15 protein-coding genes and 1 pseudogene are annotated in these 17,670 nt (G+C 42.4%); 6 read left to right on the forward strand and 10 right to left on the reverse strand.

Features of this window, described 5'->3' with window-relative positions; translation table 11 throughout:
• Positions 1-130: 130 nt before the first annotated feature.
• Complete coding sequence (nfsB, locus tag ACOBWA_RS11820; protein WP_102093857.1) at positions 131-787, reverse strand: oxygen-insensitive NAD(P)H nitroreductase; 657 nt, start codon at positions 785-787, stop codon at positions 131-133.
• A 383-nt stretch (positions 788-1,170) separates the two neighbouring features.
• On the opposite strand from nfsB, the gene ACOBWA_RS11825 reads away from it, so the two are divergent.
• Positions 1,171-1,830 (forward strand): DsbA family oxidoreductase, encoded by a 660-nt coding sequence (locus ACOBWA_RS11825; protein ID WP_102093856.1) that lies wholly within the window; start codon positions 1,171-1,173, stop codon positions 1,828-1,830.
• A 44-nt stretch (positions 1,831-1,874) separates the two neighbouring features.
• Positions 1,875-2,570: a haloacid dehalogenase type II gene (locus ACOBWA_RS11830; protein ID WP_420229465.1), complete on the forward strand. Its 696-nt coding sequence runs from the start codon at positions 1,875-1,877 to the stop codon at positions 2,568-2,570.
• Positions 2,571-2,693: 123 nt separating this feature from the next.
• On the opposite strand, the gene ACOBWA_RS11835 is transcribed toward ACOBWA_RS11830, so the two are convergent.
• Positions 2,694-3,824, reverse strand: a complete 1,131-nt coding sequence (locus ACOBWA_RS11835; RefSeq protein ID WP_420229466.1) for an S-(hydroxymethyl)glutathione dehydrogenase/class III alcohol dehydrogenase — start codon at positions 3,822-3,824, stop codon at positions 2,694-2,696.
• Between the two features lie 292 nt (positions 3,825-4,116).
• On the opposite strand from ACOBWA_RS11835, the gene ACOBWA_RS11840 reads away from it, so the two are divergent.
• The 3 genes from ACOBWA_RS11840 (at position 4,117) to ACOBWA_RS11850 (ending at position 5,666) form a co-directional block, all read left to right on the forward strand.
• On the forward strand, positions 4,117-4,656 hold the full coding sequence (locus tag ACOBWA_RS11840; protein ID WP_420229467.1) for a LysR family transcriptional regulator: 540 nt from the start codon (positions 4,117-4,119) through the stop codon (positions 4,654-4,656).
• A gap of 26 nt (positions 4,657-4,682) precedes the next feature.
• Positions 4,683-5,036, forward strand: a complete 354-nt coding sequence (locus tag ACOBWA_RS11845; RefSeq protein WP_420229468.1) for a LysR substrate-binding domain-containing protein — start codon at positions 4,683-4,685, stop codon at positions 5,034-5,036.
• A gap of 111 nt (positions 5,037-5,147) precedes the next feature.
• Positions 5,148-5,666 (forward strand): DUF302 domain-containing protein, encoded by a 519-nt coding sequence (locus tag ACOBWA_RS11850; RefSeq protein WP_420229469.1) that lies wholly within the window; start codon positions 5,148-5,150, stop codon positions 5,664-5,666.
• A 90-nt stretch (positions 5,667-5,756) separates the two neighbouring features.
• On the opposite strand, the gene ACOBWA_RS11855 is transcribed toward ACOBWA_RS11850, so the two are convergent.
• The 8 genes and pseudogenes from ACOBWA_RS11855 to epmB all read right to left on the reverse strand — a co-directional run bounded on the left by ACOBWA_RS11855 (position 5,757) and on the right by epmB (position 16,864).
• Positions 5,757-6,044, reverse strand: a complete 288-nt coding sequence (locus tag ACOBWA_RS11855; protein WP_057761296.1) for a DUF4031 domain-containing protein — start codon at positions 6,042-6,044, stop codon at positions 5,757-5,759.
• 112 nt (positions 6,045-6,156) lie between these two features.
• Positions 6,157-8,421 carry a transglutaminaseTgpA domain-containing protein gene (locus ACOBWA_RS11860; protein WP_420229470.1) on the reverse strand — a complete coding sequence of 755 codons (2,265 nt, stop codon included), beginning with the start codon at positions 8,419-8,421 and terminating at the stop codon, positions 6,157-6,159.
• Complete coding sequence (locus tag ACOBWA_RS11865) at positions 8,418-9,434, reverse strand: DUF58 domain-containing protein (RefSeq protein WP_420229471.1); 1,017 nt, start codon at positions 9,432-9,434, stop codon at positions 8,418-8,420. Before ACOBWA_RS11865 ends, ACOBWA_RS11860 begins: the two co-directional genes overlap by 4 nt.
• Before the next feature lie 247 nt (positions 9,435-9,681).
• Positions 9,682-10,706: pseudogene (locus ACOBWA_RS11870) on the reverse strand (AAA family ATPase).
• Between the two features lie 42 nt (positions 10,707-10,748).
• A complete protein-coding gene (locus ACOBWA_RS11875; RefSeq protein ID WP_228153204.1) occupies positions 10,749-11,171 on the reverse strand; it encodes a c-type cytochrome in 423 nt (140 codons plus the stop codon).
• Positions 11,172-11,271: 100 nt separating this feature from the next.
• Positions 11,272-13,359, reverse strand: coding sequence for an EAL domain-containing protein (locus tag ACOBWA_RS11880; RefSeq protein ID WP_420229472.1), 2,088 nt, complete (start codon positions 13,357-13,359; stop codon positions 11,272-11,274).
• A 322-nt stretch (positions 13,360-13,681) separates the two neighbouring features.
• Entirely contained in the window at positions 13,682-15,439 is a 1,758-nt protein-coding gene (locus ACOBWA_RS11885) for a hypothetical protein (RefSeq protein WP_420229473.1), read from the reverse strand.
• Between the two features lie 417 nt (positions 15,440-15,856).
• Entirely contained in the window at positions 15,857-16,864 is a 1,008-nt protein-coding gene (epmB, locus tag ACOBWA_RS11890; protein ID WP_420229474.1) for an EF-P beta-lysylation protein EpmB, read from the reverse strand.
• Positions 16,865-17,024: 160 nt separating this feature from the next.
• Here epmB and efp point away from each other — a divergent pair, with 160 nt between their 5' ends.
• Positions 17,025-17,597, forward strand: a complete 573-nt coding sequence (efp, locus tag ACOBWA_RS11895) for an elongation factor P (protein ID WP_057761310.1) — start codon at positions 17,025-17,027, stop codon at positions 17,595-17,597.
• Positions 17,598-17,670 lie beyond the last annotated feature (73 nt).

Below are 17,670 nucleotides of genomic sequence, written 5' to 3' on the forward strand. Positions count from 1 at the left end.
TTATTTCAAAGGAAGTCCCTAAAAAAAGCCCCATAAACAGTCAGTTTACGAGGCTCTTAAATAGAATTTTTACGTATAGTATTTAGTAGATCTGTCTATCAAAAATGTTCTTTGCTTAGATAATAACTGGCTATGCCTTCGTGATAATCGTTTCTTCATCAAAACGTGATTTTGGTAATTCAGCGTTAAAGTCATCTTTACTACGATAACCAAGTGATACGACTGCCACAGCGGTGTAGCCTTTACTACGTAAATCAAACTCTTTATCAAGTGCTTTCAAATCCGCCCCTTCCATCGGAACCGCATCAATACCCAAAGCTGCCGCCCCTAGTAGCAAAGCGCCCATATTAAGATACAATTGCTCTATCAACCAATGTGGTTCGTCCTTTTGCTCATAACGACGAATGTCCAAAAACATTTTACGCGTCTCATGCATTTGCTCTTTAAATTTTGGCTCTGCAAAACGACCATCTGCATCTTCTTTTTCTAAGATGTCATCCAAAAACTCATCATCAGCATAGACACGGCTACAGAATACAATGACGTGCGAGGCACCTTTTACTTTGGCATCGTTGAACTCATACATGCCCTCAGTGCCTTTTGCGATTCGGGCTTTACCTGCTTCATCATCAGCAATGACAAAATGCCACGGCTGAATGTTGGTACTCGAAGGACTAAGGCGCAAAATATCCTTTAGACTTTGGAAATCTTCTGCTGAGATTTTCTTATCGGTATCAAATTCTTTTGTGCTGTAGCGCCAGTTCATTGCTTCAGTGATGTTTTTCATCTATGACTCCGTTATTGATATTTGTTCTTCTTAGAATTTTTCTTCTTCGATTGCTATTTAACGAAGTCACTTTAAATAAAAAGCTATTTTATAACTATGCTTGCTTGGTTAAGTATTCGTAGGTTTTGTTATGACTGAGTCAGCGTATTGCAAAAACGCCTACTTTCTTATTAGTAATGGTTACAATTACGCTACCGAATTGGCGACGCCGACTGCGCAGACTACATTGTAATCACTTAGTCATTCTCTTAGTATGAACTGACTTGATACATGGTAACTAGTTATAGTTGTCTGATAACTAGGTATATCTGCTTGATTCCAACTGATATGCCACTATCTATATATCCCAAACAAAACATACATAATAATACCCGTGAGGAAATATGAGCACATCAGAAAAACCACTCCGAATAGATATCGTCTCAGACGTCGTCTGCCCTTGGTGCGTTATCGGCTATCGTCAATTGGCAGCAGCACTTGAGCAAACCAATACCGCTCACACTATCCACTGGCATCCGTTTGAGTTAAACCCAAATATGCCAAGTGAAGGTCAAAACCTACGTGAACACATCATTGAGAAGTACGGCTCTACTAAACAAGAATCAGATGCTAGCCGAGTCAGAATGACTGAAGCTGGACAAGAAGTTGGCTTTGAATTTAATTTCAATGATGATACACGCATGCACAACACCTTTAACTTGCATCAGCTGATACATTTCGCTGATCAACAAGGCCGCATGCATGAATTAAAGCAAGCCTTGTTTGCCGCGCATTTCACCAATAACAGAGATATCTCCGATATCAACGTGCTTGCCGATATTGCAGCAGAGACTGGGCTTGATCGTAGTGAATCATTGGCAGTGTTAGAAGGTCAATTCTTTGCGAAAGAAGTACGAGCAGAAGAGCAGCATTGGCAACAGCAAGGCATCCAAAGTGTACCAGCGATTATCTTTAATGAGCGTCATCTGGTCAGCGGCGCTCAAGGGGTCGAGAACTATGTCAGTATCTTAGAGCAATTGGCCAACATGAACATGACTGAGTAAACCACCTGACGTTATAAAAATGTCATTCTATAAAAGGATACTTTATGTCTTCTGAACGCTTTCCCTCGATTATTGTATTCGACGTCAACGAAACACTGCTCGATATCGATACGCTAACGCCTTTATTCATACGCGTCTTTGGCAAGCAAAGAGTGCTAAGAGAATGGTTCGCTCAGCTAGTACTGTACTCGCAAACTATGACGTTGTCCGGTCTCTATACGCCTTTTGGTGAACTTGGCGTTGGTGCTCTGCAAATGGTTGCTGATATCAGACAAGTGACTTTGACAGATGCTGATATCAATGAGTTCAAAGAAAGAATGAGCTCGTTGCCGGCTCATCCTGATGCAGCGCCAGCACTGACTCGTTTGCGTGATGCAGGGTTTCGACTGGTCACGCTGACTAATTCAGCAAGCAGTGCGTCTCCAACGCCATTAGAAAAAGCAGGACTCAGTCAATTCTTTGAGCAGCACTTTAGTATTGAGACTGTTGGCAAGTTCAAGCCAGCACCTGATACTTATCAATTGGTGGCTGATACGCTAGCCGTTGATACGTCAGACTTATGTCTTGTTGCCTGTCACCTCTGGGATACTATAGGTGCACAAGCGGCAGGTTGTCGCGGTGCATTTTTGACCCGTCCTTATAATGCAATGCTGAACGCGCCTAATGTACCAGTTCCTGATTTGACCGCATCAGATTTATCGACATTAGCGGATCTAATCATTAGCAAAAAAGGTGCTTGATACATTTAAACTTTAAGCTATGCGTGAAAATAATATTAAAAAAGGCTGCCTCAATATCGAAGCAGCCTTTTTATTTTTAATAAAGCATTTCTAAGACAATAACGTCGTTGCGGTCTTTGTTGATTACTCTGAGAAATGTACAACCGTACGGATACTTTCGCCTTTGTGCATCAACTCAAACGCTTCGTTGACGTCTTCTATTGGCATCGTATGAGTGATGAAGTCTTGTAATGGAATCTCACCCGCTAGATAGCGCTCGACATAACCTGGTAGTTCTGTGCGACCTTTTACACCGCCAAATGCTGAGCCCTTCCAGACTCGACCAGTCACTAACTGGAATGGACGGGTTGAGATTTCTTGTCCAGCACCAGCGACACCGATGATGACCGACTCGCCCCAACCTTTATGGCAGCACTCTAGCGCTGAACGCATAACATCGACATTACCGATACATTCAAACGAATAATCAACACCGCCATCGGTCAATTCAACGATTACTTCTTGAATCGGCTTGTCGTAATCTTTCGGGTTAATACAGTCAGTTGCCCCTAGCTTTTTAGCTAACTCAAACTTGCTCTCGTTAATATCAATCACAATGATACGGCTGGCTTTTGCCATCGCCGCACCGATGACTGCGGATAGTCCAATACCGCCCAGTCCAAAGATAGCAACGGTAGCGCCCTCTTCAACTTTTGCAGTATTCATGACCGCGCCCATGCCAGTAGTTACACCGCAACCAAGCAAGCAGACTTCTTCTAATGGCGCTTCTTTATTGACTTTAGCCAAAGAAATCTCTGGTAAAACCGTGTACTCAGAGAAAGTTGAGCAACCCATATAATGGTAGATAGGTTCGCCATCTTTGTAAAAACGCGTCGTGCCATCTGGCATCAAGCCTTTGCCTTGAGTCTCGCGTACTGCCGAGCAAAGATTGGTTTTGCCTGAGCGGCACATTTTACAGACGCCGCATTCTGCCGTGTATAACGGAATGACATGATCACCGACCTGAACGCTGGTTACGCCTTCACCAACTTGCTCAACGATACCGCCACCTTCATGACCCAAAATCGCAGGGAATACGCCTTCTGGGTCTTCACCAGATAAGGTAAAAGCATCTGTGTGACAAACACCACTGGCGACGATTTTCACCAATACTTCACCTTTACGCGGTAGCATGACGTCCACTTCTTCGATAGATAGTGGCTGCTTTGGACCCCACGCAATGGCGGCTTTTGATTTAATAAATTTATCAGACATAAGAATCTCTCTTTTTAATTGATTGTTATTTATGGGTGACGACATAACAGTTTTGCTATAAGTACAAGCAGTTTTGAAAGTTTGCTAGCGCATCTTATGGATTTTGGCGTTTACTATATCTATAGTTAAAACAAATAAAGATAGACTGAGCTTATCTTGCCTGCCCTACATAGGCAAGCATCTATGACAGTAAAACACCATCTGTTTACATTGATACTAACCATTATATTTATTTCTGAGCGGATAACAATATGCTATATTTGCAAATATCTTTTACACATTGGTAATAATCATGCGCTGGGAAGGGATTAGTGAGTTTGTCTATGTCGCAGAATATGAGAGCTTCACACGTGGTGCGAAAGAGCTTGGTATCTCGATTGCACAAGTCAGCCGCCAGATCAGCGCGTTAGAGAAACGCTTAAGTATAAAGCTGCTATATCGAACCACACGCAAGGTTTCACTAACCGAAGAAGGACGTGTATTCTATCAGCACTGCCGCAGTGTGCTCGATGGCTTGGATGCCGCTGAGCAAGCCGTAAGCAACTTACAATCAAAGCCTCAAGGCAGGATAAAACTAACAGCGCCCGTTACTTATGGTGAGCAGCAGTTATTACCACTGATCAATAATTTTATGATGCAGTATCACAATATCGAAGTGACTGCCTTTTTGAGTAATCAGAAAATTGACTTGATTGAAGGGGGTTATGATTTGGCGATTCGTATTGGCAAATTGCATGACTCGACGATGATGGCAAAGAGACTTAGCCTGCGTACTAACTTTGTCTGCGCTGCGCCCTCTTATCTAAAAAACACGGTATACCACACCAACTGAGTGATTTAAGTCAACATAATTGCCTATTGGGTACTCGTGACTATTGGCACTTTATAGATACCACTAAAGTACAAGAGAATAGCGATGCTCATGGTAAGACGAACAACCAACAAACGAGCGTAGAAAGGAACCTGCGTGTCTCTGGTACGGTGCAATATAACAGCGGCTATAGTCTGGTCAATGCTGCGCTAAAAGGTCTGGGTATCGTACAGCTTCCTGATTATTATGTACAAAAGTATTTAGCGTCTGGCGAGTTGGTCAGTTTACTTGATGACTATAGAGAGCCCGAAGAAAGCATTTGGGCCATTTATCCACATAACCGTCATTTATCACCAAAGATTAGGCTGCTCGTAGATTATCTAGCAGAACATTTGGTTTAACGTTCTGTTAAGACGCATTGCAATCACAAACCTGATTACGCACAATGAATATTCGGTGTTGCTCATTATAGTTAGGACTGACCATACTACAGATAACTTAAAGGTGTAATTATGATTAAAATCGTCTCCATCGCTGCCCTAGCAGTGGCCGTTTCCTCTTGTGCCAGTATCGATACGCTGCTGGATAAAACCAATAGCACCGGTACTATGACAGACACCACAACCTCTATCAATGCCGAAAAAGGCTTAGTAACTTTACAGAGCAATCACTCCGTCCAAGATACCGCAGACAAACTGGTCTCAGTGATCGAAAGTAAGGGTATGAAAGTATTTGCACGAGTCGATCATCAGAAAAATGCACAGAGTGCCGACTTATCATTGAGACCAACTCAAGTCGTTATGTTTGGCAACCCTAAAGCAGGTACGCCATTAATGAACTGTGAGCAAACTGTTGCCATTGATTTGCCGCAAAAAATCTTAATTAGCGAAGATGCTGATAAAAAAGTATGGCTGTCATACAACAACCCTGACTACCTCAAGACACGCCACAATATCAAAGGTTGCGATACTGAGATTGCTAATATCTCAAAAGCACTCAACGCGATCGGTACTGCAGCCACAGAAAAATAATGCGTTCAGTATAGTTGAATAAATATACATTCGAGTAGATAAGTGAACAGGCAATTGAAACATGACTTATTTACTTGAAAACCCCTCATATTAAGAATGACTAGATTGTTCTATCTGGTCATTTAACTCTACTTTTAATTTCTTTGCGCACTCGATAATCTTTTTTCTATCTGCAGGAATAGCGCCTTGTGCAATAGCGATTTCACGCATTTGAACCGTGATATCATAATGAGGATAGCTGGCGTTACGATGAAATAGACGCGCATCCACATCAATAAATGCCGCAAAATCATGCAGCTCTTGCAAGCTATCCGCCAGCATATGACACCACTTATGGCCTTTGAATTTTATCTGCACAAAATCTACATATATCGCCATATAACCGCCTCTCTACTTATTCACTAATTCGCTTATCTAACTTATCGTCAGTTCAAAATACCTCAACAGCACTATCATCAAAGCAACTTAATAGCACTATCACCAAAAACCTTTATAACAATGCGCGCACATCTTTTTTAAGTTGTTTGAGTCGTTCTTGATACTCGCTATGACTGCTATCAAATGTACTCAGTCGTCCGTAGCGTAACTGACGGTAGTTTTGTCTAATTTCAATAAGCTTTGTCTGAATAACGATTGGGTCACTACTATCTGTTAGCTGACTCGTAGCAGAATGAGCATTGTCACCCTGACGGCTATCAGTAGCCGATGCCAAACGTTCCAGCCAAGCTAGCTGCCCTTCGTTATCATTGCGAGCTAATAATTTATCATGTTTGGCAACACGTTTTGAGAGCTGAGCAAGAGGTAAGTCTGCTGGATGCCAACGTTTGCGGCGGCGATACCAAATGACAAATACTAAGATAGCCATAACGGAAACCGCACTGGTGGCTAACCAAACGACTTGCTGCATGATTGAGCTAATATTGAACCATTTGAGTAATGAGTCTGCCTGTTTGTCTTGGTCATAGCCGACTACGTCTTTTTGCCAGTAGTAGCTCGCTTGGTCTGATAGGCGGCGTAGCGTTTGTAGCATCTGATACTGCTGATAGCTGATTTGTGCACTGGCACCATTGCCAAACATGGCTGCCCCTTGCTGCTCGGTCATCGTATTCATGCCTCGCTCTACTCGCTCAGGTGCCACAAAGGCTGTCGGATCCACACGTACCCAGCCTTGGCCCTCAAGCCAAACCTCAGTCCATGCGTGCGCATCCATTTGCCGCACTTCCCATACGTTACCATTGCGACTCGGCTCACCGCCTTGATAGCCGGCTACTACTCGTGCAGGAATGCCAGCGGCGCGGAGCATAAAGGTAAAGCTTGAAGAGTAGTGCTCACAGAACCCTGCTTTGGTTTCAAATAAAAACTCGTCAATACGATTGGTATTGAGCCGTGGTGGCGACAACGTATAGCGAAACTCTGTTCGATTGATCCATTGCTCGATAGCCGCTATGTAGCGCACAGGGTCTGAACCTGACTGCTTAAATAATTGCTTAGCAAGCGCGCGTGCTTGTGGATTACCTTCATTAGGCAAGGCAAGGTTCTCACGTCTTGATGCCTCTGTTAGAACCGGATCAATACGCATCTGTGCAAACTGCAACACATCATAGCGAAGCTGCTGCGTAACAGGTTGGTCCTTTGACAAGGTAAATTCAGAGGTAGTATTGATATCTGGCTGCTCAGAGAACGGATAATCAAGACCGAATAGCCAGTTTTGCTGAGTGGGTTCTAAGATAACCTTGTAATTGACAGGTGCCGCCCTTTCTTCCTCAGGTACAGTAGCAAAGGCGTTCTGAATCCATGCAGGTGCTTGCAATCTCGACGACCATTGATCCTTTTGAGGGGCTGGGCGCCATGTGACACCATCAAAATCACTAAATACCAAACCGCGCCAATACAGCTGCTGCTGTGGCGGGCGCTCATCAGCAAACTCTACGCGAAAGGCCAGCTCAGTTGACTGCCCTAAATTGGCAAAATCACCAGGGGACATGCTATCAGAGACACCTGTGGTTGCTTGCTGACCGGAGAGCTGTACGGACCACAGCGGTGGCAGTCTCGGAAAAAACAAAAATAGCACCACCAATAATGGCAATGCACCAACCCCTAACACGCCCAATGTACGCAAGCGTCCATCACCGCTAGCATTGCTATCATCATTAAGCGCAATAAATGCTAGCAATACAATGACTGCGCCAACGATCACTTCTAAAGTAGTCAGTAAACCTTGGTCCATCAAAAATAATGCCGCAAGCACGAACAATGATAAATTCAACACCACATAGGCATCGCGGCGCTTATATAGCTCCCACAGTTTGCTAATTAGGCATAGCACTAGAAATGCCACACCCATATCCAATCCAAATGCTGTATTGTAGGTTAGCCACAGACCTAATAGCCCCAGCAGAAAGCCTAGCATTTGTACACTTTGATAAATACGCTTTAGGTGCGATAGTTTTTTGAATTTAGCTTTGATATAAGGCAATTGAGCGGCGATACTGACGGCGGCAAATCCTATCAGCCATAATGGTAAATGTGCGGCATGCGGTAACACAACGACGACTTGAGTAATTAATACCCAATAATAAGATGGCAGTGCAAATAACTTACGATACCATTTAGCGTCATTTCGCTCAGGTCGAATTGAGACTTTTTGACCTAAAGCCAACTGCTCAAAGCTGGCTGTTTTTGTAACATCGACCGCAGAATAATCTGTGGACAGTGTATCAACATCAGCAGAAGATAAGCGTTTAGAATTGGTCATGGTGCTTTCGCAAGCCTTAGCAAGCATGCTTGCGCAAAGGATTCTCCGTTACCCATCTCCGCAGTAGCAGGAGTATCACTAGGTAAACGCATTTGAAACGGCACGCCTAGCTGACCCAGCGTCAATGCCCCATAAGCCAATTGTGCAAGTTTTTGCTCGTGATGTGCAGCTGGCATATCTGCATAATCAAGCGTTTGCTCATGACCGACTGGATCAGCGAAGTGCTTGGTTAGCATACCTTGTCCCCGCGCTACATGCCCCCAAGAGACTCGAGCCAATGACTCACCCTCGACATAGTTGTCTAGTCGCTCAAAGTCGTCCTGACCCTGTCTATACTGCCCACCTGTTGGTAAATCCTCTAAGCTTACGATTGCATATTTTTCTTGCCAATCAAAGACTTCAGGCTCTGGATATACCCACGCTGTACGCGCAAAGTAGACATAAGACCATGCACACATGATACCTAATGGATAAACTGTTTTTATTTTTAACCGTGGTAGTTCAAGTTGGCCACGGTTGTAGGTCTGGACAGGCAGTCGAATGACTTGCTCGCCTTGTAGCCGTGTGATAAGCACTGAACTTTGCGTGTTTGTGCCGTTTTTGGTTTTTTTATTGGTTATTTGCTCAAATTCAAATAGCAACTGACGCCGTGGTTGGCGACTATCACTATTCAACTGTAGTGTAACCCAAACAGACGCACCTGCCTCTGGCATAGTGACTTCCAGTAAACGCACTTGCAGACCAGATATATGAGCAAAAGTAACATGAAAGCTAATTAGCCAAACACTGACCAGATAAAAGCACAAACCAAGCACTAAGTTGTTGCCATAGTTGATACCCGCGATAAAGGTAATTACTAACAATACGGCGAATAGCATTCCTTCACGACTAAAGAAAATATAAACATTACGCAAATTAAGCGTAGCACTGTCACTCTTAGGCGCGCGCGCGGCAAACCAGCGGCTCAGAGCTGATTTTATTGGTGCGGTTAAGGTCTTTGGTAACAAGCTCATGACTACCCTATTATTACCATCTAAATAACAATGCTGTCAGTATTTGTATCTGACTGACAAACAAACTCACGAATAGAACGATACAGTTGATTCAGGACAATTTGAATACAAGAAAAGCGGGTGAAAATACCGTAAATAGTAAACTGAGTGACTTTGATATTTTTTCTAAGTTATATAGCTTTGACTATGTGTAGAACTACGTTTCACCGATGCAGTTAATCAATACGGTCAAACAGTCTGCCAGCTGCTAAGCGACGACTGACACTTCTGCTAGGATACGTTGGGCGATGGTTTTTGTTGCCTGCCCACCAGTCACATGCGCGGGTACGAAACGCTGACCGAGGCGATGATCAGTAACCGCAGCAAACACCGCTTGGATATCTTCAGGGGTCACTTCCATATATCCCGATACATAGGCATGCGCTTGGGCAGCACGTTGTAGCGACAACACGCCGCGAGGCGATAAGCCATGATACTCTTGGCTTGCACGAGTTTTTGCAACCAGTCTTTGCAAATAATCCAGTACTGTATCTGCCACATAAACTTGCCTGACAGCGTGCTGAGCCAGTAGTACAGCTTCAGTATCAAGTACCGTATCCAAATCCTTGAGTAGCTCGCGACGGTCTTTACCTTTAGCAGCTCACGCTCTGCGGCAGGCGATGGATAACCCAATGACAAACATAATAAAAATCTGTCTAACTGCGACTCTGGAAGCGGATAGACACCTGCTTGTTGCAATGGATTTTGGGTGGCAATCACAAAGAACGGCTGCGGCAAAGGATAAGTCTGGCCATCTTGCGTGACTTGTCGCTCCTCCATCGCTTCAAGTAGCGCACTCTGTGTTTTAGGACTGGAACGGTTGATTTCATCAGCAAGTAATAACTGTGTAAAGATAGCGCCCGGACGAAACTCAAATTGTTGTTTACTTTGGTCGTAGATGCTCATACCTAAAATATCAGCAGGCAACATATCATTGGTAAATTGCACTCGGCTAAAGCTCAAACCTAACAACTGCGCCAAGCCCTGTGCCAAAGTCGTCTTACCCATACCAGGCAAGTCCTGTAACAACAAATGACCGCCTGCTAATATACAACTGAGTGCTAGCCTGACTGCTTGCGGCTTGTCCAATACAATCTGATTTAATTGCGCTAACAGCTGTGCAATTTGCTGCTGATTGCGTTGAAAATCAGCCGTACTAGGGATGGACTGGCTGAGCGGGTTCGCTGTTATATGAGAGGTAGATAATGATCTATCGTTAGCTGCATGGGTCATAGTAGGTTATTGGCTCATTTTTTAGGTCATAACGATGATAAGTCAGTTTACATCATCTGTAACGGTTGGTGCAGCGGCACGGAGCGTAGATAAATAAGCAATGATATCGGCACGCTCTTTCGCATCTGGCATCGGGTCAGACAGCATTTTGGAGTCTGGCATGGCTTTTTGTGCATCTGCAATGTATGGATCGAGTGTCTCTGCATCCCATACCCAACCTGAATCTTCTAACCCTTTGCTGTAGGTATAGTCTTTTAACTCGGCAGCCGGCGCACCATATATATTCATTAATTGTGGGCCTTTTTTATTCAGACCTGCATTACGTTGATGGCATTGACCGCAAGCATCTTTATAAATTATTGAGCCGTTGTCCGCATCCCCGTCGGTATATAAGGGCAGAATCACAGGAGCGCGGTGGTCAGGTGGTGTTTTCTCACAAGCTGTGAGCAACAGAACAGCAGCCAAAAGGCTGCTCATTTGATATCTACTAATAAGGGACATTTTTAGCAATCTTTGGTTGAGGAATATCATCGCCATGACATAAACGATATGATGTATTGGCCTTTTAACTCGCTACCTTTATCGTGCTACTAGGCTCTTCTAAATAATACCCTTGCAAATAGCGCGCCCCCACACTCCAAGCGACTGACATCGTTGCTGCATCTTCGATATAAGGCATGAGCACATCAACTTTGATATCATTAGTGCGCATGATGATAGACTTGACCGTTTCTAAATTTTCTACTGAACCAATGTCTTGAATATAACTGCGTGCCAAGCGTACCATATCAGGCTGGACAAAACTGGCAATTTCGATAGATTTGGCAGACGAGCCAAAGTTATTAACACCGATTTGACAATTGACATCGTTGAGCGCGGAAAATTGGGATTTGGCGACGGTTAAATGTTCAGAGATATCTATTTCATTGAACTGTAGTGTTAATACACCGGCTACGCCGCCTACCGCTTTTATCAATTGGCTGGCGACAATCGGCAGTTTTTTATCAACCAGTGAAGCATTGGTTAATTGTACTAACAGTTTGGCTTCAGGATGAACTTTACGGACGTCATTGATTTTCTTACAGGCATTGATAAGCACCCATCGATCAATCTTTTCTAACAGTTGATGTTTTTTAGCCACCGCCATAAATTGATCAGGGGTTAATACCGTATTGTCAGCATCTGACAGCGGTAACCGTAGATACACTTCAAAGAAGTCGCTACGATCGTTGTTGATGTCGTATATTGGCTGAAATGATAGATCAAAACGGTTATTAGTAATGGCATCCACTAATGACTCAGCAAGTGCATGATCATCGCTATTGGCATGTTCGCTTGGGTCATATATACGATAAGATCCACCACTATTAGAAGTCTCTACCATGATTTGGCTGATAGCGTCCATGGCGCGTTCTAATATGATAACAGGCTCTACCGTATTTTTTTCAATTTTGACAATAGCAATGCTAACTGTTGTATTCGTTGTACGTTTATCAACTTCAATAAACATATCCTTGATAGAGGATCCGATATTTTTAGCAAGTTCTTCAAGATCATTCGTCGTCTTGTTTTTTACTAATATCGTGAATGCAGTATCGCTGAAACGGCTTACATGCCCATCAGGTACTAGCTCAGTCAACGTGTGGGCAACTTGTTTGACCGTTGCATCTATTCCTTGCAGACCCAAACTACTTCTTATTTTTCCTACATTATCAACCTGCACATATAACAGGGCTGCGATCATTAGTCCTTGGGACGCCTGCTGATGTATTGCTATCATCTGATCTTCAAAACCGCGACGATTATCTAAGCCAGTTAAATTATCTTTACGTTCAGCTTCGGCTAAACGCTTGGCAACCTCTGCACTATTGTTACTATTCTGCTGAATAATAATCTGAATGACTGGCTCGCCCTCTAACGTGGCTGATGCTAATTGTAACTTTGCTTCAAAAGTGCTGCCATCTGTCCGTACACTTTCAAAATTAAACTCAACGTCTTGGCGACTACCTTTATCAAACTGACGTAAAAACTGTTTAAATCCTTTGACACTATCACCACCCGAAATCAGATCAATAATAGGCACGCCTACCGCTTCATTCATTGATTTGAAACCGAATAATTGGAGATAGGGATCATTAGCAAAGATATGAATCCCTTCATCAATATAAGCAACCGCGCTCTTGGAGTTCTTAATCAGCACATTAGCACGTTGTTCTGCTTCAGACAGTACTTGACGTAAAGTTTTTAGCTCACGACGACTGCGCAAACTACTATGCTGTAGACAAATAGCCATGACGACAGGCATTTCTTGATCGATGGTGAGCGCTTTGACCATTGTGCCACTAATAACAGTAGGTAGTCCTTCCTCATTACAAGCTGTCGTCGCTATCTCTTCGTTCACTAGACAAATCATCGGCAGATCAATACTTTGCTCTTGTACTAGGCTCACTACATCCGTAAAGCTCATATCATAAGCCTTACCAAATACCAAGATATCCCACGGTTGGCGTAAGAGTTTCAATAGCTCTTCTTTATCGTCCAAAAACCCTAAATTTACATTATCGTAATAAGGACTCAATAACTGCACAAGACGTTCAGCGTAGAGCTGATCATCATTGATTACCAATAAATTTAAAAGAGATTGAGAGCGCATAAGGAGCCTTTTAGTCGTACGTATTGTTATCTATTATTTTGTTACTTTACATCTTTGTCTAAAACTAACCTAGCACATAAAACACGCTAGCGTTAATATTCTATGAATCCTATCAGTATAGACTGAGCTTTCACCATGATAATTACTTTATTGTTAGAGATATCATAAAAGTCAGAGTAACAATATTTATCATTATAGACAATAATTAGACCAACTGCAGATTAACTTATGCCCTTTGTCGCCTACTATATTACTGACGAAAATCTGTATAAACTCTCCGTTATGGCGTGAAATACTTGTCGCATCTAAGTACCTCTAAGCGCTATAACTGCGCCACCTCATATTGACTAAACTTATCAGTCATCATTAGCCTGCGTCCTAATCGTAGAGTGGTTTGTTTATTACCAATACGCATGACGACTCTATCATCAGCTTGAAAGTAAAAAGGCGGTACGATTAGCGTGCCAGTCGTCTGTAGCTGTTCATCTTTACCGAGAATAAATACCGGTACAAAATGATGACTTCGCGTTTTACTGCCTTCCAAACGTAATCCACATGCCACAATTTTATGCCCGAGTATTTGCCATTCCACTTCTGGATTTTTAGTATCTACATTGAACCAGCGTACCACCCCTATTGACCAATCAGGTTGTTCTGTATTTTCAGAGCCATAGACCAAAATTAAACTCATTATGTGTAAGGGCTGCGGTGCCGTTAGAGAAAGGTCAGAGTCATGTTTTTCTACAATAAGCCTCTCTTTATTGAAAATATTTTTGTCTGCAACCTTCTCATTAGGCTTACCATTTTTTGGCAACAAATGCAGTTTGCGATATGCTGAAGAACTTTCATAGTCGTCAAATATCTCAATATTTATAACGCTACTGCGACTACGCTCGCTGTCAAATGTATCGTATAAAGGCCTGTCCTCTTCTCGTAAATTTTTGATAGCGATCAAATTGGCAAAAATTTTTGAATGACCTACTTGGTAGTGTATATCATTAAAATTGGTGATTAACTTTGCCTGCTGCTTGCTAGTATATTTGGTTGGTAAGGTAGGTGGCGGCTGCAAATAGCGATAGCTAATGGTCATCGAAATAGCATTAAGCAGACTATATTCTGCTGTGCCACCTTCTTCGATAAAGGCTTCTTTACGTGACTCAAAATATTCAACTATCGGTGTCAGTTCTATAAATAGACAGTCATGACGATCTTCATATGGGTTGATATGAGAGTTGACGGTCAGATAGCTTGGCGGATTACTACTATGAAGATCAACGAAAACTTTTGTCTCGGTGGCGGGCTCCATTGTCGCAACCATGTGCTTAGCCAATTCAGGCAATAGACGCTGTACTAGTAAGATATTCGGGCGCCTCATAGCACGCAAATTTAACAAGTGATGCAAACAAATTTGGCAATATAGCTGATGGATACTGTTTGTTTGGTTCGTGACAGTATGTAGACTTAAATCAATATCAGCTACTTTTTTCTGATGAGCCAAATAATATAACCGATTGACTTTAGACCACAGGTAGTCTGATGGCTTTCGATAGCACAGTGCTTCTTCTGCTAATAGTTTTTGGTATCTTAATAGTGATTGATAAATCGCAATAGCAAGCGTGCTATCAGGTTTAGTCTCAGCGCCAAAAAAACGCTGCCAACCTTTATCAGAAGATTGGTTTAAGGAGGCTTCTGACAACTGCGTCTCACGACGTACGACTTTGTCGTAAACCATAATAATTAAATAATGTAGCGATTGCATTTGAGCGATATAAGACATCTGATCCTGACTAAGCGCGCCTGTCTCATAGATATAGTGCTGTCTAAAAGCTGCAATCAGTCGGTCTGAGGCATCAATGACTGTTGCCATTAATTTGAGACGCTGTTGTTCATCCATATTGGATTCACGTAATACTGTCAGTAGACTCTCTAAATGCTCTGTTTTCTGCTCTTGGGTAAGCGTAGGTAGCGTTGCTAACATCTTTAACAAGTAACGCTCTTGACCATTTACTGAGCGATTAGATAGCGGAGGTAGTGGCTCTGTAGAATCTAAATGCTCTCGAAACATTGATAACGTTATCATCAGTATCTTTACTCTCTATTAGTCACTCCGAAGCAATCAGTAATATGCAGCAGTACAAATACATGTATGGCATAAAAAATGTTTGTTAAGCTAGACTATAGAAAAGTGATGATATCTATTTATTGTAAGCCTAAATCTAGCAGTACGCTCTGACAATACCTACATACTGTCAAAATCTTACATCTAAAATTGTATATTTTTAAGTTAGCTTACATACTGACAGTCTATATTCTGCTCCAATCATATATCTATATATACTTATACAAAAGCATAAATCCTAGATTTTAGTTTTTAGTTTTTAGTTTTTAGTTTTTAGTTTTTAGTTTTTAGTTTTTAGTTTTGAAAGATATTATCCGTATCTTTTTTAAGAGCCTCTCTTTGTTTACTAATTCTCCTAAATTGTTATAGTGCCCTATATTAGCTATTGCTGTAAATATCAATCGGCACTTTAAAAGGTCTATTCGGTAACTCTCTGACCAACTTAGGAACAAGATAACCTGGCAATGATGCTAACAATGACCAATAAAGCTCAATCGCTGCTTGCTCACTACTATCAAAATGCGCTGCACCAGCCACCTTGTCCAACACATGCAAGTAATATGGTAGCACGCCACAAGCAAACAAACGCTGACTAAGCTGCACTTGCCCGTCAAGAGTATCGTTGACACCTTTTAACAACACAGCTTGGTTTAATAGCGTAATCCCAGATGCTCTGGCACGTTGCAAATATTCAGCGGTTGGTGCATCTATTTCATTAGCATGATTACAATGAATCACCATGACAATATGGCAGCGGCTTTGAGATAACCTCTCTAACAATGCAGCGTCCAAGCGTGCGGGTATCACCAATGGCAAACGCGTATGCAGCCGAATGGTAGTAACCTGCGGAAGAGACTCCAAAGTATCTAACCATGAAAACAATCGTCTATTAGTCACATTTAGTGGATCACCACCACTCAAAATTACCTCATTGACCTCAGGATTTGCATTAATATAGTTGATGATATTTTCTTTTGCATCAGCAGTCGGCATATTGGCACTATAGTCAAAATGCTGGCGAAAGCAGTAACGGCAGTGAATAGCGCACGCGCCTGTAATCGTTAACAATACTCTTGACTGATATTTATGAAGCAAGCCTTTTACAGGATTTTGAGTGTTTTCGCTTAGCGGATCTGCTACGTAGCCTGTGACGTTGATTTGCTCTTGCTGGTCTGGCAACACTTGTTTAAGCAAGGGATCATTACGGTCGCCAATAGCCATTTTTGCCACAAAGCCACGCGGCACACGCAGTTCAAAATGCTTAGGTACGTAAACTTCTGCACGCATTGATTCAAGCTGTAGGATACTCAATAGCTCATCAACAGATGTAATAGCTTCCGATAATTGCGTTTGCCAGTTTTTTTGTGTGATTAAATGGTTTATCATGACAGCCTATTACCTGTGCCCAAAATCCGATATTATACGCCCTTAGTGTCTAGCCTATCAAAGTATCCTCGTTAATCCGTAAATACTTGGCATAACAGAAAATTTTGGTACAGTCAGCCCTATGTCTTACTATTATATTTACAACCCCTAGGAGTTTCTTGTGGCAAGTTTTTCTACTAATGAATTTAAAGCTGGTCTAAAAGTGATGCTTGATGGCAACCCTTGTGCCATTCTTGAAAACGAGTTTGTTAAGCCTGGTAAAGGTCAAGCCTTTAACCGTGTTAAGTTGCGCAATCTTCGTAGTGGCAAAGTACTGGAACAAACTTTCAAATCAGGTGACAGCTTAGAAGCTGCTGATGTGATGGATACTGAAATGAACTATCTATACAACGATGGCGAGTTTTGGCATTTTATGCATCCTGAGAGCTTTGAGCAGATTCAAGCGGACAAAAACGCAATGAGTGACTCAATCAAGTGGTTGAAAGAAAACAGCAATGCTCTATGTACCATTACGTTATTTAACGGTGCTCCTCTGTCAGTCACTCCGCCTAACTTCGTTGAGTTAGAAATCACAGAAACAGATCCTGGCGTACGCGGCGATACTTCAGGCGGTGGTGGCAAACCTGCTAAATTAGAGACAGGTGCTGTTGTACGTGTACCATTATTCGTGCAACAAGGTGAAGTGGTACGTGTTGATACGCGTACTGGCGACTACCAAACTCGCGTGAACTAATATCGCTCTAAACATGACTGGTAGTTGATATTTACTGATATCTTTATCATCAATAAAAAAGCTTAACCACCAT

It is taken from the genome of Psychrobacter sp. ER1, assembly GCF_048631835.1.
Lineage (GTDB): Bacteria > Pseudomonadota > Gammaproteobacteria > Pseudomonadales > Moraxellaceae > Psychrobacter.